Source organism: Pedobacter nyackensis, from assembly GCF_032678475.1.
In the GTDB taxonomy this organism is placed as follows: Bacteria; Bacteroidota; Bacteroidia; order Sphingobacteriales; family Sphingobacteriaceae; genus Pedobacter; species Pedobacter nyackensis_A.
The window spans coordinates 397,278-413,717 of the sequence record NZ_JAVTSF010000001.1 but is presented as its reverse complement, the minus strand read 5'-3'; the positions used below and the strand labels follow the sequence as shown (position 1 = coordinate 413,717).

Here is a 16,440-nt window from a genome sequence, read left to right as displayed (position 1 = left end):
TTTTAACTTAAATTGCCATTATTAAGAATGGGATTTTGGAATATTTTACCGGGAATGTAGAGGCTGTTGTTGGTTCTAAACTGATGGATCGGGATATAGTTCGTGGAGTTAGTGTTTGATGATGTTGGTGCTTGTATTACCCCCTCGTTGGCATTAGTGAGTTGTTCCGGTGACATGAATCTGGTAGAAACCGAGAGCTTAGTTTCTGAAAATAGTCAGTACCTGGAGCTCGTCGCTCTAATTTAGTTTGTTTTTTGACTGTTCGTTAGCACGAAAATTAGGTTGGAAAAACGTTAAGTTGTAAAAAGATCAGCTTAAAATCAGCACGGTAGATCATTTGTTCGTGAATTGTTTGCACAATAAACATGGTAGCGCTATATTTGTGCCACTCAAAAAGGAAACGATTTGGGTAAAAAGTTCAAATAGAACGATGATTCCGTAGCTCAGCTGGTAGAGCATTACACTTTTAATGTAGTGGTCCTGGGTTCGAATCCCAGCGGGATCACAAACAATAGTATCAAAACTGCGTAAAAGCTTGCAAATCAAATGATTGCAAGCTTTTTTATTTTAGCACAAACCGCAAAATATTCAATAAATCACATATAAAAAGTGAGTGATTCGGTGAGTAATTTGAAGGTTTGTGATACTCACCGAATAAAGTGTAACTAGTTGTTATACAGAAACTTCAATCATTGAACGACTTGATGCGTTTAGACTGCAAGGCTAACTTTGTTAACCTTAAATCAGTTGATTATGAAAACTAATTTCAGCCTGCTCTTCTACATGAAGAAACAAAAAAACTACACTAGTGGTAATGCTCCGATCTATTTGAGGATTACAGTAGCAGGAAAACGAGCCGAAACCACTACTGGCAGGGAATGTGAACCGGAACGCTGGAACTCCAAAACCGGACGGCTAATCGGAACTAAAGAAGAGGTAAAAAGCTTTAATGCCTATCTGGATAATTTACAGGCAATGGTTTACCAGGCACACCAAACATTAACTGAAGCCGGCAGTATAATTACTGCCGATGGCATTAAGCATGTGTTTTTAGGTAAAGACGAAAAAATACATACTCTACTAGAAGCTGTTAAAGATCATAATAAAAAAATGAAAGCATTGGTGGGTAAAGAATATGCAGGTGGAACGTTAAAGAGATTTGAAGTACTGGAAAGGCATTTAAGTGCCTTTATACAGGAAAAATATAATATCAGTGATGTCAATATCAAAAAAGTCGACAACGCCTTTATCAGTGATTTTGAATTTTATCTAAGAACAGAAAATAACTGCGCCAATAATACCGCTATCCGATATCTTAAAAACTTAGGCAAGATCATCCGCATTAGCATGAGCCTCAAATGGATTGATAAAGACCCTATGTTTGGTTATAAGCTTAAATCAAAAGCAGTGGAACGGCCTTTTCTATCCGAAGATGAACTACAGCGTATAGCGGAGAAGCAGTTCAGTACCGAAAGACTTTTACAGGTTAGGGACGTATTTCTGTTCTGCTGTTTTACCGGACTGGCTTATGCTGATGTTCAAAAACTAAAATTGTCCGACATCACCAAAGGCATTGATGGGAACAGGTGGATATTTACAAACAGAAAGAAAACAGGCACCCGCTCTGCTATTCCGCTTTTACCTTCTGCGGCTATGATTTTAGACCGATATAGCGATAACCCTTATTGTATTAAAAACGACAGGACTATGCCAGTATCCAGTAATCAAAAAATGAACGAATATCTAAAAGAAATCGCTGCACTTTGCGAAATTGATAAACCACTAAGTTCGCATATTGCCCGCCATACCTTTGCAACTACGGTAACACTTTTAAACGGTGTGCCGATAGAGAGTGTATCGAAAATGCTGGGGCATACCAGCATCAGGACTACTCAAATTTATGCGAAGGTATTAGATATTAAGGTTAGCGCAGATATGGCGTTATTGAGAGAGAAATACCAACAGGCGATATAAAGCAGTTTGTGAGCCTGAAATCCGGTCAGTGTTTCAGGCTTTTCATTTTGATATGAAAAGAACCTTGTGATTTGCAGAGGCTGAACCCATTGTGCAGGGAACTGATGTCAACTACTCCGTAAATGCCTAAAGCGAGAACAGCGGGCTGGTTTGAGCGGTGGGGTTTCGCAGGCCGCAATGTGCGGGGGAAAAGAAAACACATAATTAAAAAGCCACTGCATTGCTGTAGTGGCTTCTATTTACAGACCTTATGGCCTTTTGCTTTGTACATTGGATTTGTGTTTTAGGCTTCTACTTTTTTCTTTTCGGCATATACGTAACTGGCATTTAAAAAATCTATAAGCTGGGTATAGAGAAACAACATCCCTGCATTTTCTTCTCCCTCGGCAAAGTCGGCCGAGTTATTTACCCAACCCTTATAGAGTTGCCAAATTTTATCCCTGATTTCATGTATTGGGTAATTATCAAAAAAATCGGTAATCACTTGTAAAGGGTGTTCCAGTTCATATTCGGATAAACTGGAAGGCTGGTAGTCCAGCTTTTGCATAACATTTTCCATAATTAATTAGATTTGAGTTTATATTTTATTAGGAATTTTATTGTTGGTGAATAGGTATTACAAGCAGAACTTCTTTATCTAATTGCTCAATTTTGTTCCTGCACATTTGCTTGGTAAGGTGTATGTAGGCTGTAGCCTTTATAAATAATTTGGTGAGGTCATCTTCTGAAATAGGATAAGTAATTCCAAATCCGGCTTCAGAATGGATGTTAATCAAAAGATCAAATAACCTTTTATCTTCTTCATTTGTCAGCCAAACCCTATGTGGTTCGCCCGAGAAACTGTAACATAAGTTTATAAGTGTATATAAACTTCGTATTTGTAACGGACAGGAAAGATGTACACCGATTAGTAATTCAGTACATTGTTGTACGATATGATACAGCATCATTGTACACATGGAGTACTGCTGATTTTTGATACAATGTGTTGCACCAGCAAGGAAACCGTCAATTAAGGGAATATAGTGCTGGTATTTCTTTTCAGCTTTTCTTAAAATATTTGACAGGCTAGGTCTGGTTTGATATTCAGATTGTATAAGGTTATTGTCGCTATGAAGTAGTATGGAATTGCCATAGATGGTTTTGAAAAATCTATTGTTGGCAGTTATAGCATCTGAAACTTCTTTTTGTTGGTGACATAAGACGGTAACTTCACCTGTTTTAAAACGGGAATTGATAAACCTCTGTACCTGATATTCGGTAGGTAATTGAGATTCGGTGATCATCAACAAACAATAACGACACTCGCTATTAGCCTCATTATCCATAAATACACCGCTACGGTCTTTAAATGACGTGCTTTGAGCAAAACAGAAAAGTTGCTGTGGCTTAAATTTCCAGATTAATAGTCTGATCAGTCTCTTAAAAGATTTTGAGTGCTGGCTGGCGATTGACAAAGGTTGCATTTCCATATTGATCTCATTATAAGTTAAAATGAGCCTTATGAAATGCAAACCTCCTTAGTGGGGGTTGGGACACCTGCATTCTATAATTGCAACCGAGGCACTGGTAAGCCCGCCTTGACTTCAAAATTAATTGAAGTTTTTAGCTTGACCATTTCTTTCGAAATGGCTATCGTACAAAAATATAAGCAAGCGCCAACCCCCACCAAAGAGGCTTTGACCTACGAATGTAGGGATTTGGCGCCACACTTACGCTCGTACGATAAATTACCAGTTTTTCGGTTACGAGGCTCGTTAGGGTTAAAGAATTAAAATATTGTTACTTACATCATCTACTTAAATTACGTTTATGTAAATATAGTATAAATATGTCACACCTGTATGTCTTTTGTGTTATTTTTTTTATATCTCTTTACGATGCAATGAACGAACCCATTAACATAGCTCCAATTGAACAATTTGTCATTGATTTTGTAATTAAGTTAAGAAAGCAAAATAATCTTAATCAGGAAGATATAGCTACAATTCTTAATGTGAAGAGAACATTTATTACAAATGTGGAGAGTGCTAAAAATCGTGCGAAATACAATTTAATACATATTGCTAAGTTAGCAGATCATTTCGGACTATCTCCTAGAGATTTTTTACCGCAAAAATAGCAGTAAGCGAGGTTTAACGCTGTAGTCCTTGACTTTGCTGTTTGTTCATTCTTCTAATCCTTCGTTTTTCGGCTTCTTCCATTGGATTAATATCCGGAGCGATGTTAGGTTCTGGACTAAGTAATATTTCCAGCAGATCAGTGCTTGCCTTACCGACCGCATCTAACATCTGCCCGGTGCTGCCAAAAAAATCCCCCGCAACCTTAGTGCTTAAACTTGTAATGATATTACCGAATGCTGTATTTTGTTTTAGCAGTTCGCTCAAAATCTGCATTTGTACCTTTTGTTCCGCTGTTCCGTTTTTCATAGTATTGGCATAAACCAATGTATCTTTTAAGCCCCTGTTAAAATCAAAGTAACGGTCGAATAGCGTTTCACCCGACTGTTTAAATGCATTTCTGTTAAACTGTCCCAATTTAGCGGAATGTTCCTTATTCTTACCTCTTGAATTATTTTCAGGGCTCAATTTTAAGCGATTATTAATGTCCTTACGGCTTACAATGATCTGAATATGCATTTGTTCGCCCTCTTTGCGTTCGCCTTTTTGTTTTGTGCCATCTTTTACCTCCTTATCATTGTGTTTATAATAACGATAGTTTTCATGTTTGCCATACCATAGCAGGTCTTTATGGCTGCCAATCCCTGGTCTTTTAAAATTACGGGCGTATTCGTCCATGACCTTTATGGCAAATTCCTTTAATTTTTCCTTTGCGCCCTGTTTGCCATATCTGCCGATTAGATGGGCAAGTTCCTTTTGGCTGGGGCTGATGTTTATAAGAAAGAATTTACTTTCATTACGACCGAGCTTGGAAATGTTATTATCAATCCTTACCCTGACTTCCTGCCTTGGGATTTCCCCACCAGAACCATTGAACCAATTTTCTTGCCCTAATCCTTGTCCTTTTTCTATTTGCAGTTGATTTTCCTTTTCTAAATAGTTAACTAGTGCCCCGCTGCTTCCTTTATTGCCTCCTGTTTCTGATGGTGTGATATTAATAAACATGATTTTATAGATTTTCCAGTGATTGCCTTGTATGTTTTTGTAGTTCATCTTTTTTGGCAGCAGAAGCAGACCAGCCTAATGTCTCCCGCTGGGCAATGTAATAGTCCAGTATCTTTTTAAACCGTGCTTTTAGTTGTATTTTTTCTTCGTGATACAGCTGTGTTTTACCAATAGCCTTATCCAGCGACCCTAGTGCTTTCAGTATATCGTTGGTCTTTTTTACATCCTGATCAGCATATTGGTTTAAACTGTCCAGGTATTTAATACTATTTTCGGCAATCTGGTGTAATTTGCTACTATCAGTAGTTATTGGCAACAGAAATTCTTTCTCCTGTGTACGGATAAAACGGATAATACGGTTTACACCATTCACCAATTCTTTTTTCAATGCTTCATCATTCAGGTCTTTGGGGTCTTTTTTACTCTTATCGAAATAGTCAATCATCTGCATGAATAACAGTTTCTTACTTCTTCCAAGCCCGAGCGCAAGTTTCGTCAGTTTTTCATCCGCTTCTAAAGGATAGCGTATAGATTTGATACCGTTGTCCTCCATAACTTAGATATTTTGATTGTTTTCTATAATTAGCCTTACGCGGGTTCCATTTAGCGGATGCCATGACGGGGTATATTCAATATACCCGTAACGTGTCAGGTCGCTGATGTTCTTGTGATAGGTGGCAATAGATTTAATGCGAGAGAAACGCATGAGTTTTGGCCTACTTACCTGAAAAGGTAAGTAGGGATTCTCATCATTGCTAAAGAAGAACAATGCAGCAAACAGGGCGATATGTGATGAAAACAGACGTGGGTCTGTTGCCAAACGTTCAAAATAATTGTTTAACGGATGGCTCTGTAAATTCTGGCTATTGCTCATGTTCTTCTCCTTTCATTATCTTTTCGATCACCAATCTATTATAATACATACTGCCCCCAATTTTGCGGAACGGCAGGGTTCCATTGATCCGCAGGTTCTGCAAAGTCCCTGCGGATATGTTTAGCATTTTCCTGACCTCTGCACTTTTGAGCCATTGTCTATCGCCAGTTTCTTTTTTATGGCCGAAGATCTCTTTCAGTTCTGTGAACAGTTCGCTCTTGAACTGTTGTAAATCCTCTTTGGTGATAATCTCTAATCTCATAGTTGTTCCTTTCTCGTTTAAAATGCGTTAAAAAATAGTTGTGTTAATTCCCGTTTTGTAATATACAGCGATGTATACGCAAAACGATACTGGCAGGGCTTTGCCTGCTTCACTGTATACCCGGAGTATACAGTAAACCCCGCTGGCGATAGCCTAGGGCAAGTAAGTAGGGCCACTGCCCAACTTCAGCTTGCTCTGCCCCGAAAAGGGGGCAGACTACAGGGAGCGCCGTTCTATCGCTCTGCAAGGGCGTTCAAGATCACTGCCCGAGGTTCTGCACACCTAGTTTTTGGATAACAAAAACTAGGTATTACAGGCTCTTGTTCTCTGATGTAACTGTATATCCTGATATATAAGCAGGTACATACTTACATAGCTATATATTCTCATTGTTGTATATACAGCTCATTTGATCGGTGGACTTTCGTTCTTTGGTTCGTCTTTGTACTGACCAACCCATTCGAGCAGTTTGTTCCGAGAGAAGAGCAACTTTCCAGCAGTTTTGGAATAGGGGATTTTGTTCTGTCTTACCAGTCCGTAAAGTGTTGGCCTTCGGTAATTGATCAGCTTTGCGGCCTGCCTTGCATTGAGCAATTGATCTTCACCGGGCTTATTGATTTCGTAATCCCCGATGGCATTTCTTACAGAGGTTTCCATGATCTGGGAAAGTTCTTCTGTAGATAAAGCAGTAAATAAGATTTTTTGTGTATTCATAATATTTCGGTTATGAATACAAAGGAATAACACAAAATTGCTTAGAATAGCAATGACATTAATGTATTAATTTATGAATTTTAAGGATGCTTAACATTTCTTCAATATGCGGGTTTTTGTCCCGATTATTTTTTAAAACTTCTAGTCCTTTTGGGGCATAAGTAGCCATTACACTTTTGGTACTTTCGATTTCAGAAGTGCTAAATACCGAAAAGTAGCGTTTTAGCATCGCCACATAGGTAATTTGATTTGTGCCCCGGTAATAGTTCCTATTCAGGTTATAACAGCAGTACATTAGTGCAATAAGTACATTACGCATATCGCCCCGAGAGGTTACCTTTTGGGGGAGTATTTGTGAAGATTTGAAGTCATTGGGGAATGCTCCCGAAAAGAACATTGCCCCTAAGTATTTTTCAAGTTCTTCTTTTTCAAAAACCGGTGCTTCAATACCTTTTCGAGTGGTAAGTGGTTCAGTCAACACTTGCCACATTTTTTTAATATTGGAAGCCTCACAATAGATTTGAATACACTGAAGGTCATCTTTCTGACTGGTATCTGGTGATACCTCTACAACTTGTTTCTGCTCTTGGGTAGTCAAATTTTCTGGAAAATAGTTTGTTTTTGCACTTGTATGGTCGGTACTAGACAAATCCATTAAATTATTGACCTCTACAAATGCCAGGTATAAGCTTGCCTGAATATAGCCCAAATTATAAAACAGGGCATCATCTAGTTCACCGTCAAAATAAAGAAAGTCCAGACAGTATAAACAGAAATTGCGTAGATGCTCTATTTTATGCTCATGGGATAGAGTGTTATAAGATATCCCGATATTTTGAGTAAATGTATTCAGTCCATTTTGATAGCCATCAAGAAATACTTTTAACAGTTGTTCTTTAGCTGGATAACCCCAATTGGGGTAAGATTCAACATCGTAATCTTTTAATGTCTGTTCTGTGGCTTGAAAGAAATCAAATAGTTCCAGATCACTGATAAAATAAACATGGTTGTTTCTGCGCAATTCCCTAAATGGGAAATAACCAATACGTTCAATCAGCTTAAAACGGTTATCATTCTTGCTTATCAGTTCACCATTCTTTCTTATAATACCCGACCGCATTTCATTATAAATGTGACCAGAATAGGGACTGAAATTTTTAAGATGAGGAAAGAACATAAGCGTTAGGTATAGTTCATTTTTATCTAAAATAACTAATTTCCGCAAATATCCGGCTCCTTTGTTACTATAAAGAAGCCGGATTTAGAAGGATAGGAATAAAAAACACATAAAAAATTTGGAATAAAGATATTGTTATCGTAATATTGCGATATATAATTATGGGACTTACAAAAACAGAAATATTTACAAATAAGCAAAACCAGCTTGCAACCTTGTTAAAGGCGATGGCTCATCCTGCTCGAATTGCTATCCTGCAAAGGATATTGATTTCCAATACTTGCATTTGCGGTGATCTTGTTGGGGAATTAGGGTTAGCACAGGCGACAATTTCGCAGCATTTGAAAGAATTAAAGAATGCAGGAATAATACAAGGAACAATAGAGGGAGTTAGTATCTGCTACTGTATCAATCCGAAAACATGGAAGTTGTTAGAGCAGCAATTGGGTGCTTTTCTTGCTGAATACAAAGGCGAAACAACCTGTTGTTAACCTTTTTTTGCTTATATCAATCGTTAAATTGCAATAATACTATAAATACATAAATTATGAAACTATCAGAAATAAAAGAAATCCTTGCTACGGCTGAAGGAGTAAATTTTAAATTGGAAAATGGCAATTCGGTACCGGAACATTTTCATGTAACCGAGGTCGGAATTATTACAAAAGACTTTATTGACTGCGGGGGAACTGTACGCCATGAAAAAGTAGCCAATTTCCAGTTATGGGATGCTGATGATTATGAACACCGTTTAAAGGCGGGAAAATTACTCCATATCATCTCGCTTTCAGAAAAGGTTTTGGGAATGGAAGATTTGGAAATTGAAGTGGAATATCAGGCAGAAACTATTGGTAAGTATGATTTGGGTTATGACGGGGAGGACTTTCTTTTACTTGCTAAGAAAACCGCTTGTTTAGCTATGGACAAATGTGGTGTCCCAGCCGAAAAGCAAAAAATTGAAATGGTAAATCTGGCTTCGGGTTCAACTTGTACTCCGGGTGGTGGGTGCTGCTAATTTTAAGACCGATAAATATAACATGAACACGAAACTTTTTCAGGAACTTGAAAGTGTGGTGAGCACTTTCAAGTTTGATAGCATCACATCAGATCGCAAAGCGATATTGCAGCCCTTAATTGATTTCATTCAAGACAAACACCATACTCAAAGCGATGTACGTCTCAATCTGATCTGCACACACAATTCACGTAGAAGTCATCTTTCACAAGTTTGGGCGCAGACAGCAGCCGCATATTATGGCATTAAAAATGTATTTTGTTATTCAGGGGGAACTGAAGCCACTGCGTTGTTTCCTGTAGTTGCCGAAACGTTGAGACAATCGGGATTTAAAATTCAGGTTATCGCTGAAGGGAAAAATCCAATATATGCCATAAAATACAGTGATAATGAACATCCTGTTATCGGCTTTTCAAAGACCTATGATAATGAATTTAACCCTTCAGGCGCATTTGCGGCAATAATGACCTGTTCGCAGGCCGATGGCGGCTGTCCATTCATTTCCGGGGCTGAAAAGCGCATTCCAATAACCTTTGATGACCCAAAGGCATTTGACAATACGCCAGAACAAGCAGAAAAGTATCAGGAAAGAAGTTTGCAGATTGCAACTGAAATGTTTTATGTCTTTTCACAAATCAAATAAATATGTCTGCAAATACTTGTGCCCCTGCGGTAGAACGTAAAAAATTAGGCTTTCTCGACCGTTACTTAACCTTATGGATTTTTCTGGCAATGGCCATTGGCGTATCTATCGGGTTTTTTATCCCCTCGTCATCAGGTTTTATAAATTCTTTTTCCAGCGGTACAACTAATATTCCATTAGCAATCGGGTTAATTCTGATGATGTATCCGCCATTGGCAAAAGTGAAGTATGAACAGATGGGCAAAGTTTTTAAAGATGCAAAGGTATTGAGTGTATCTTTAATATTGAATTGGGTAGTTGGCCCGATACTGATGTTCTTTCTTGCTATTACCTTTTTACGTGACTATCCTGAATATATGGTTGGTCTGATTCTCATTGGTTTAGCAAGGTGTATTGCTATGGTTGTTGTATGGAATGAACTTGCTGAAGGTAGCCGTGAATATGCTGCTGGGTTAATTGCCTTAAATAGCATTTTCCAAGTGTTATTATACAGTGTATTTGCTTATATTTTCATTACGGTTCTTCCTCCATATTTTGGCCTCCAAGGTTTGAATGTCGATATTACCATTGCCGAAATCGCTAAAAGTGTAGGAATTTATTTAGGTATTCCGTTTGCTATGGGAGTGATCAGCAGGTATACATTAATTGCGATCAAAGGAGAAGAGTGGTTTCAAAACAAATTTATACCCCTTATTTCGCCAATCACCTTAATTGCCTTGCTTTTTACCATAGTAGTGATGTTTAGTTTGAAAGGAGAACTCATTGTTCAAATCCCTATGGACGTGGTAAGAATTGCTATTCCGCTTGTCATTTATTTCACGATTATGTTTGTGGTTAGCTTTTTTGCAGGAAGATATTTTGGAGCAGATTATTCAAAGAGTACCTCCATTGCATTTACAGCTACCGGAAACAACTTTGAACTGGCTATTGCTGTCGCCATAGGTGTATTTGGCATCAATTCAGGACAGGCATTTGCTGGGGTAATAGGGCCTTTGGTTGAAGTACCTGCTTTGATTGCTTTGGTAAATCTTGCCTTTTGGTTTAGGAAAAAATACTATAAAACTGCACCAGCTATTTAGTGTTAAGGTAGTCACATCTATTACCCTAATGTTCAGGAAGTATAAACAAACTAGTTTATACTTCTTGGCATATAAATAATAATGCAAGCACCTATCAATGCTATACTGGCTCCAATAATATCCCATTTATCGGGTTTAAATCCGTCCACTTTCCATGCCCAAAGTAAAGCAAGTATAATAAAAACCCCACCATAAGTAGCATATACTCTTCCAAAGTTAGCCGTTTGCCAAGTCGCTACAACTCCATATCCCACAAGTATGAAGGCACCAATAAGCCCATACCATAAAGGTTTACCTTCTTTCAGCCATAGCCAAATCAAATAACCGCCTCCGATTTCACAAAGTCCTGCAAGTATAAAAAGAGCCAGTGATCTAATAATGTCCATAATATCGTTTCAAAATTCTAATCTGGTAATTACTAAGCTGTAAATTAAGATCATGTAAATCTGTTATGGCAAACATAAACTAAAAACAGCCACGAACCTAAAGACAAATCTTTAATTACAATAGTTAAAACAAAATATATAATTTTACAACGTGAAGCTATTTGCACTACTTTTATCCATTTTCGTATTTGTCCTGACAACAGTACCGTGTTGCGCTTTAGAAAGTAACGAAGTACATCATCAGGAACAGAAACCAGATACCTGTTCAGAAGACGGAAAGGATTGTTGTAAATGTTGTTCACCATTCTACGTTTGTGGGACATGTGTTGGTTTTACAATAAATAGCTATTCTATTTTGTCTTTTGCCGTTATTATAAAGCCAGTTCAACACAATAGTATTTACTTAACTGTTGAGCCTAATCAAATTCCTACCATAATCTGGCAACCGCCAAAATTAAGTTAATCATAGTACAGTCTAATATGGACTGGTTTTATTGAAATTACTTAATTAAGAATACACATGAAGAAATTAGTTGTGCTTATCGCTGTGCTGTTTTTTACAGTCACTGTTTATGCCCAAAACACTTATAAAGCGATCATCAAAGACGCAAAAACAAAACAAAACATACCCGGGGTAATCGTAAAGGTACAAGGATTGAACATTAGTTCAGTTTCCGGCACTGACGGATTAGTTACATTAAATAATATCCCGTCGGGTAAACAAGTTATTCAGTTTAGCTATATCGGTTTTAAACCGGAAACGCAAACTTTAAATTTTCCATTGGTACAGACTGCACCTGCTGAAATAAGTCTAGAAACGTCTGAAGAAGGTGAAGAATTAGAAGAAGTTACGGTTTCGGCAACCAGAAGCAGTAGAACGATAGAAAATATACCGACAAGAGTTGAAGTTATTTCGGGGGAAGAATTAGATGAAAAAGGAAATATGAAACCCGGAGATATACGAATGCTATTGGCAGAAAGTACCGGTATTCAAACTCAACAAACATCTGCAACAAGCGGAAATTCCAGCATCCGTATTCAAGGGCTGGACGGAAAATATACCCAGATCATACGTGATGGTTTTCCTTTATACTCCGGCTTTTCAGGGGGATTAGGGCTTCTTCAAATTGCACCCTTAGATTTACAACAGGTGGAAGTTATCAAAGGTTCGTCATCAACCTTGTATGGTGGGGGTGCAATTGCAGGCTTGGTAAACCTTGTATCAAAGAAGCCAACAGAAGAACGTCAACTTAACTTTCTATTAAATGGAAATTCCGCTTTGGGAGCAGATTTAAGTGGTTTCTATGCTCAAAAGTTTGAAAAAGTCGGTGCTACAGTTTACGCCGCTTATAACCACGGAACGGCCTACGATCCGTCTAATATTGGTTTGACTGCCATTCCAAAATTTGACCGTTTTACTTTAAATCCTAAGTTGTTTGTCTATTTCAATGACGAAACAACACTTTCGGCGGGATTAAATGCAACCATTGAAAAACGTATAGGCGGTGATCTTGAGTACATCAAAGGAAATGGTAGTGCCCAACACAGCTATTTTGAAGAGAACAAAACGGGACGGTATAGTACGCAAGTTGAGTTAGATCACAAACTAAGCGATAATGAAAAATTCATTATACGTAACTCGGTTAGTTATTATGATCGAAGTATTGGTCTCCCAAGCTATCTTTTTTCAGGAGTACAGCTTTCAACCTATAGTGAAGCAAATTATTCCCGTAAAGGCGAAAAAGCAGATTGGGTAGCAGGGATAAATTTTCTTACAGATCACTTTAAAGAAGACAAAAACAGTGATTTTGCTTTAAGAAGTTATAACTACAACACTATAGGTGCTTTTGTCCAGAATACCTGGAATGTAGCGGAGCAGTTCACTGTCGAATCTGGCATTCGTGGGGATTATCATAATGAGTATGGTTTTTTCTTTTTACCAAGGCTTTCCGGTCTATGGAAAATTAATGAACATTTTTCTACACGCTTAGGGGGTGGATTAGGTTACAAAGCGCCTAGCGTTTTCACAGAAGATGCAGAACGTATTCAGTTCAGAAATGTACTTCCTATAGATGTAGCAAATACTAAAGCTGAACGTTCTTATGGTGCCAATTATGATGTCAATTACCGGACTTCATTATTTGATCATAAAGTAGGTTTTAGCATTAACCAAATGTTTTTCTATACTCGAATTAATAACCCAATTTTGCTTACTCCGGTAGTGGGCGGTAATCTTCAATATATCCAGCCAAAAGGAAATTTAGATACTAAAGGCATGGAAACTAATGTAAAGATTACCTACAGTGATTTTAAATTATTTATTGGATATACGCTTGCAGATGTTAATCAGCACACTGGAAACACCTCGGAAACTTATCCTTTGGTATCTAAACATAGGCTAAACAACGTTTTAATGTATGAAGTGGAAGATGAATGGAAAATTGGTGCAGAGGCTTATTACTTTAGCAAACAAAAGCTAAATGATGGTTCTACCGGAAAAAGCTATTGGACGGCTGGTTTAATGGCAGAAAAGATTTGGGAACGCTTTTCTATTTTTGTAAACTTTGAGAACTTCACAAATACCCGCCAGACTAAATTTGATTCTATTTATTCAGGGACAATTACCAATCCTATTTTCAGGGACATTTATGCTCCCGTCGATGGGTTTGTTGTTAATGGGGGAATTAAGTTTAAGCTGTAAATATGGTTAGAAAAAGTGCTTTTTTGTTGAATAATACAACTAAAATCAGTATATTTAATCTATAGCAATTGCAGCTAAAACGTATTGAAAAAATGGTGAGCGATTCGGTGAGTCGATTTTAAAAACACCTCTAAATACTATTTAAACGCTGATTTTTGAACAAGGTTCGAATCCCAGCGGGATCACAGAAAGCCTCAATGCAAATTGAGGCTTTTTTGTATTAACGGATTGCCAAAATCTCAATATATAAAAATATCTCCGCTGTGATATTATAATCATTATAATTATATTTGGATAATTCATTTATTGAATTATTTGACACTATTGTATTGCAATGGCAATTATTATCTTCTATTCTCATGAAAACATCTTCAATTGTAGACCGGCTTTTAAAAAACATGGGCAACATGCATGAATTAGGCCGCCAGCGAGCATTCGAGTTAGGCAATCCTTTCTATGCACAGTTTGCAGAAGATCATGGATATTGGCGTAAAGAGTTGCCAACAGGCGAAAAATATCTTGTTTCCCTCGAAGTAATAACGGACGACAACGATATGCCTGTTGAGGTGAGGGACACGATCATCAAAAGACTAGAGTAATATTATGCCGGAGTTGGTTTAACTCCATAGGAGCAAAGTCAGATAATTACGCGCCTAACACCTTCCACTGTATTCGTGTCCATTATATTAATGACACGCATTACCAACAGACTTAGAATAAGAGGTAGGGGTGGGATTAATCCTTCGTAATCAAAACATCAGTCACATTGTGCCAGTTCTGTAAAAGACGATCAAAAAGAGGTGGGTATTCAGAACCTCCTCTGAAAATAGTATATTTTCTTATTCCGGTATCAGCATTATTTGTCGCAGACTCCATCGTTCCTACCGAAAGTCCGCTAAGAAGATTACTTAAGTTGAAATTGAAAGTGGCTTTGTAAGTATCAGCAGGGTTAACAAGGATTTCAGGAACGCTGAGACTAGCTTCAAATGGGAAAGAACTCGCCAATATAATACTGTCTCTGCTTCCATGAATACTTTGGAAAGTACCTTTGAAGAAAAATGCCAGCTCAGGCCAAACAAATTTTTTACAATACATTTTAACCTCTACATCTTTGTAAGATCCGGCAGGCAATTTGATATTACCTACTGTAGAATTTCCAGTCAGAAGATCCAGATTCTTCTGAACCATCACAGTCGTATTTAATAAATTACTGCTTTTACCAGTGAAGGTGATCTTCTCAACATACACTGTCGCTGAGGACCAGTTTACCTGTAACGGAGCAGCTGCAGAATCACTGCTGCCAGCCTTCGCCGTTTTTAATGCTGAAGCTTTCAACTGTGAGGTGAATGCTTTGGCGACAAAAGAGATGTTTCCATAACCTGAACTGACAATGTTTTGTTCAGGTTCAACGTTTTTTTGACAAGAGGTAAAGGCCAGTGATACGAGGAGAATACCGGCATAGAAGGAGAGAGATTTCATTGAGCTAAGAGGCTTAAATTTTTTTTAATATAGTAAAAGTCTTTAATTTCGTTCTGGCAAATGGATAGCTACATATGAACATAATTGATCTTTATCAAATCATTTATAAAAGAGTTTGTAAGGTGGTTCCTAGAGATTTGGAACCAGGTTTCATGCTTTGTTGCTTTCATTGTATAGATAACTGGCAGGTTCTGTGTTCGATAACCATAGAACTAAGAAAGAAGATGCATCTCGCAATAATTGAATTGTTCAATTATTATCCTATCGCTCCGCATGCAATTTTGGCGAATAATAAGTATCATTGTTTAAAAATATATAAATTGGTTGCTTAGAAGTTATTCAATGCCGACACCCTTTCGCAATATATTTTTGCCTTTATTTATAGCAAATATTATTCTGTATGGTTATAAAACCGTTTTATAGTGATGCTGAACTGTTGCAGAAAATAGCAGCAGGTGATGAGCACGCTTTTAGCTTATTCTACTATAAGTATAACAAAACGGTTTTTCTTTTTGCATATCGTATTCTTGATGATGAGTCACACGCTGAAGAATTAATGCAGGAAGTCATGTTAAAAATCTGGATGTTAGGTGATGAATTATATAATATAAATAACCTGGAAAGCTACTTAAGGGTAATGTGTCGAAACCGCTGTTATAATAAATTGCGACAGCTAAGGCGTGAGGCCGGTAAAAACAAGAAAGCTACGGCAGGGTGGAAGGATGAAAGTAATGAAACTGAAGAAACAATACTACTAAATGAAGCGAAAGGCTTGTATGAGAAAGCGATTGCAAAGTTACCTGCCCAGCAACGTGAAGTATATAACTTGTGCCAGATTCAAGGTTTGAAATATGAGGAGGCCGCTAAACAACTTAATATTTCGGTCTTAACGGTTCAGTCTTATATGAAAATAGCTTTAAGATCGGTGCGAAATACGATGCGTAACCATGGTGGGATAGCAGCTATTTTGATTACTTTAAAACTTTTTTAATTTTCAATACCCCCGGTATT

At 37.6% G+C, this 16,440-nt stretch carries 20 protein-coding genes and 1 tRNA gene; 11 read left to right on the top strand and 10 right to left on the bottom strand.

Annotated elements, in window-relative coordinates; all coding sequences use genetic code 11:
- Positions 1-432 precede the first annotated feature (432 nt).
- Positions 433-505 (top strand) — tRNA-Lys (locus R2Q84_RS01680).
- Between the two features lie 248 nt (positions 506-753).
- Positions 754-1,974, top strand: coding sequence for a site-specific integrase (locus R2Q84_RS01675; RefSeq protein WP_316814784.1), 1,221 nt, complete (start codon positions 754-756; stop codon positions 1,972-1,974).
- A 283-nt stretch (positions 1,975-2,257) separates the two neighbouring features.
- Here R2Q84_RS01675 and R2Q84_RS01670 read toward each other — a convergent pair whose 3' ends face one another.
- Complete coding sequence (locus tag R2Q84_RS01670) at positions 2,258-2,533, bottom strand: hypothetical protein (RefSeq protein WP_316814783.1); 276 nt, start codon at positions 2,531-2,533, stop codon at positions 2,258-2,260.
- 37 nt (positions 2,534-2,570) lie between these two features.
- Positions 2,571-3,446 (bottom strand): hypothetical protein, encoded by an 876-nt coding sequence (locus R2Q84_RS01665; RefSeq protein ID WP_316814782.1) that lies wholly within the window; start codon positions 3,444-3,446, stop codon positions 2,571-2,573.
- Between the two features lie 413 nt (positions 3,447-3,859).
- Between R2Q84_RS01665 and R2Q84_RS01660 the strand changes: the two genes are divergently transcribed.
- Positions 3,860-4,096: a helix-turn-helix transcriptional regulator gene (locus R2Q84_RS01660; protein WP_316814781.1), complete on the top strand. Its 237-nt coding sequence runs from the start codon at positions 3,860-3,862 to the stop codon at positions 4,094-4,096.
- 13 nt (positions 4,097-4,109) lie between these two features.
- Here the strand turns inward: R2Q84_RS01660 and R2Q84_RS01655 are convergent, their stop codons facing one another.
- The 6 genes from R2Q84_RS01655 to R2Q84_RS01630 all read right to left on the bottom strand — a co-directional run bounded on the left by R2Q84_RS01655 (position 4,110) and on the right by R2Q84_RS01630 (position 8,126).
- Positions 4,110-5,099: a DUF5712 family protein gene (locus R2Q84_RS01655; protein ID WP_316814780.1), complete on the bottom strand. Its 990-nt coding sequence runs from the start codon at positions 5,097-5,099 to the stop codon at positions 4,110-4,112.
- Positions 5,100-5,103: 4 nt separating this feature from the next.
- On the bottom strand, positions 5,104-5,652 hold the full coding sequence (locus R2Q84_RS01650) for a BfmA/BtgA family mobilization protein (protein WP_316814779.1): 549 nt from the start codon (positions 5,650-5,652) through the stop codon (positions 5,104-5,106).
- 3 nt (positions 5,653-5,655) lie between these two features.
- A complete protein-coding gene (locus R2Q84_RS01645) occupies positions 5,656-5,973 on the bottom strand; it encodes a hypothetical protein (RefSeq protein ID WP_316814778.1) in 318 nt (105 codons plus the stop codon).
- On the bottom strand, positions 5,963-6,235 hold the full coding sequence (locus tag R2Q84_RS01640) for a helix-turn-helix domain-containing protein (protein ID WP_316814777.1): 273 nt from the start codon (positions 6,233-6,235) through the stop codon (positions 5,963-5,965). Before R2Q84_RS01640 ends, R2Q84_RS01645 begins: the two co-directional genes overlap by 11 nt.
- A gap of 405 nt (positions 6,236-6,640) precedes the next feature.
- Complete coding sequence (locus tag R2Q84_RS01635; protein WP_316814776.1) at positions 6,641-6,949, bottom strand: helix-turn-helix domain-containing protein; 309 nt, start codon at positions 6,947-6,949, stop codon at positions 6,641-6,643.
- A 58-nt stretch (positions 6,950-7,007) separates the two neighbouring features.
- The gene (locus R2Q84_RS01630) at positions 7,008-8,126 is read right to left on the bottom strand and encodes a hypothetical protein (protein ID WP_316814775.1); all 1,119 of its coding nucleotides are present in this window, start codon (positions 8,124-8,126) and stop codon (positions 7,008-7,010) included.
- 161 nt (positions 8,127-8,287) lie between these two features.
- Here R2Q84_RS01630 and R2Q84_RS01625 point away from each other — a divergent pair, with 161 nt between their 5' ends.
- Genes R2Q84_RS01625 through arsB form a run of 4 tightly spaced genes read left to right on the top strand, consistent with a single transcriptional unit; the run spans position 8,288 to position 10,863 of the window.
- On the top strand, positions 8,288-8,617 hold the full coding sequence (locus tag R2Q84_RS01625; RefSeq protein WP_316814774.1) for a metalloregulator ArsR/SmtB family transcription factor: 330 nt from the start codon (positions 8,288-8,290) through the stop codon (positions 8,615-8,617).
- Positions 8,618-8,673: 56 nt separating this feature from the next.
- On the top strand, positions 8,674-9,141 hold the full coding sequence (locus R2Q84_RS01620; protein WP_316814773.1) for a DUF6428 family protein: 468 nt from the start codon (positions 8,674-8,676) through the stop codon (positions 9,139-9,141).
- Between the two features lie 22 nt (positions 9,142-9,163).
- A complete protein-coding gene (locus R2Q84_RS01615) occupies positions 9,164-9,784 on the top strand; it encodes a protein-tyrosine-phosphatase (RefSeq protein WP_316814772.1) in 621 nt (206 codons plus the stop codon).
- A gap of 2 nt (positions 9,785-9,786) precedes the next feature.
- Positions 9,787-10,863 (top strand): ACR3 family arsenite efflux transporter, encoded by a 1,077-nt coding sequence (arsB, locus tag R2Q84_RS01610; RefSeq protein ID WP_316814771.1) that lies wholly within the window; start codon positions 9,787-9,789, stop codon positions 10,861-10,863.
- 50 nt (positions 10,864-10,913) lie between these two features.
- Here the strand turns inward: arsB and R2Q84_RS01605 are convergent, their stop codons facing one another.
- Positions 10,914-11,249, bottom strand: coding sequence for a YnfA family protein (locus R2Q84_RS01605; RefSeq protein ID WP_316814770.1), 336 nt, complete (start codon positions 11,247-11,249; stop codon positions 10,914-10,916).
- Between the two features lie 151 nt (positions 11,250-11,400).
- On the opposite strand from R2Q84_RS01605, the gene R2Q84_RS25240 reads away from it, so the two are divergent.
- The 3 genes from R2Q84_RS25240 to R2Q84_RS01595 all read left to right on the top strand — a co-directional run bounded on the left by R2Q84_RS25240 (position 11,401) and on the right by R2Q84_RS01595 (position 14,549).
- Positions 11,401-11,712 carry a DUF6660 family protein gene (locus R2Q84_RS25240; protein WP_410478399.1) on the top strand — a complete coding sequence of 104 codons (312 nt, stop codon included), beginning with the start codon at positions 11,401-11,403 and terminating at the stop codon, positions 11,710-11,712.
- Positions 11,713-11,769: 57 nt separating this feature from the next.
- Entirely contained in the window at positions 11,770-13,950 is a 2,181-nt protein-coding gene (locus tag R2Q84_RS01600) for a TonB-dependent receptor domain-containing protein (protein WP_316814769.1), read from the top strand.
- 359 nt (positions 13,951-14,309) lie between these two features.
- Positions 14,310-14,549, top strand: a complete 240-nt coding sequence (locus tag R2Q84_RS01595) for a hypothetical protein (RefSeq protein ID WP_316814768.1) — start codon at positions 14,310-14,312, stop codon at positions 14,547-14,549.
- 136 nt (positions 14,550-14,685) lie between these two features.
- Here R2Q84_RS01595 and R2Q84_RS01590 read toward each other — a convergent pair whose 3' ends face one another.
- Entirely contained in the window at positions 14,686-15,429 is a 744-nt protein-coding gene (locus tag R2Q84_RS01590; protein WP_316814767.1) for a hypothetical protein, read from the bottom strand.
- Positions 15,430-15,829: 400 nt separating this feature from the next.
- On the opposite strand from R2Q84_RS01590, the gene R2Q84_RS01585 reads away from it, so the two are divergent.
- A complete protein-coding gene (locus tag R2Q84_RS01585) occupies positions 15,830-16,420 on the top strand; it encodes an RNA polymerase sigma-70 factor (RefSeq protein ID WP_316814766.1) in 591 nt (196 codons plus the stop codon).
- Positions 16,421-16,440 lie beyond the last annotated feature (20 nt).

Excerpts from the sequence above, each read along its gene's own strand:
- R2Q84_RS01640 (WP_316814777.1), bottom strand. The coding sequence starts at position 6,235 with ATGAGATTAGAGATTATCACCAAAGAGGATTTACAACAGTTCAAGAGC.
- R2Q84_RS01600 (WP_316814769.1), top strand. The coding sequence starts at position 11,770 with ATGAAGAAATTAGTTGTGCTTATCGCTGTGCTGTTTTTTACAGTCACT.
- R2Q84_RS01675 (WP_316814784.1), top strand. The coding sequence starts at position 754 with ATGAAAACTAATTTCAGCCTGCTCTTCTACATGAAGAAACAAAAAAAC.
- R2Q84_RS01620 (WP_316814773.1), top strand. The coding sequence starts at position 8,674 with ATGAAACTATCAGAAATAAAAGAAATCCTTGCTACGGCTGAAGGAGTA.
- R2Q84_RS01595 (WP_316814768.1), top strand. The coding sequence starts at position 14,310 with ATGAAAACATCTTCAATTGTAGACCGGCTTTTAAAAAACATGGGCAAC.
- R2Q84_RS01615 (WP_316814772.1), top strand. The coding sequence starts at position 9,164 with ATGAACACGAAACTTTTTCAGGAACTTGAAAGTGTGGTGAGCACTTTC.
- R2Q84_RS01625 (WP_316814774.1), top strand. The coding sequence starts at position 8,288 with ATGGGACTTACAAAAACAGAAATATTTACAAATAAGCAAAACCAGCTT.
- R2Q84_RS01645 (WP_316814778.1), bottom strand. The coding sequence starts at position 5,973 with ATGAGCAATAGCCAGAATTTACAGAGCCATCCGTTAAACAATTATTTT.
- R2Q84_RS01665 (WP_316814782.1), bottom strand. The coding sequence starts at position 3,446 with ATGGAAATGCAACCTTTGTCAATCGCCAGCCAGCACTCAAAATCTTTT.
- R2Q84_RS01635 (WP_316814776.1), bottom strand. The coding sequence starts at position 6,949 with ATGAATACACAAAAAATCTTATTTACTGCTTTATCTACAGAAGAACTT.
- R2Q84_RS01585 (WP_316814766.1), top strand. The coding sequence starts at position 15,830 with ATGGTTATAAAACCGTTTTATAGTGATGCTGAACTGTTGCAGAAAATA.
- arsB (WP_316814771.1), top strand. The coding sequence starts at position 9,787 with ATGTCTGCAAATACTTGTGCCCCTGCGGTAGAACGTAAAAAATTAGGC.
- R2Q84_RS01590 (WP_316814767.1), bottom strand. The coding sequence starts at position 15,429 with ATGAAATCTCTCTCCTTCTATGCCGGTATTCTCCTCGTATCACTGGCC.
- R2Q84_RS01605 (WP_316814770.1), bottom strand. The coding sequence starts at position 11,249 with ATGGACATTATTAGATCACTGGCTCTTTTTATACTTGCAGGACTTTGT.
- R2Q84_RS01630 (WP_316814775.1), bottom strand. The coding sequence starts at position 8,126 with ATGTTCTTTCCTCATCTTAAAAATTTCAGTCCCTATTCTGGTCACATT.
- R2Q84_RS01650 (WP_316814779.1), bottom strand. The coding sequence starts at position 5,652 with ATGGAGGACAACGGTATCAAATCTATACGCTATCCTTTAGAAGCGGAT.
- R2Q84_RS01670 (WP_316814783.1), bottom strand. The coding sequence starts at position 2,533 with ATGGAAAATGTTATGCAAAAGCTGGACTACCAGCCTTCCAGTTTATCC.
- R2Q84_RS01655 (WP_316814780.1), bottom strand. The coding sequence starts at position 5,099 with ATGTTTATTAATATCACACCATCAGAAACAGGAGGCAATAAAGGAAGC.
- R2Q84_RS01660 (WP_316814781.1), top strand. The coding sequence starts at position 3,860 with ATGAACGAACCCATTAACATAGCTCCAATTGAACAATTTGTCATTGAT.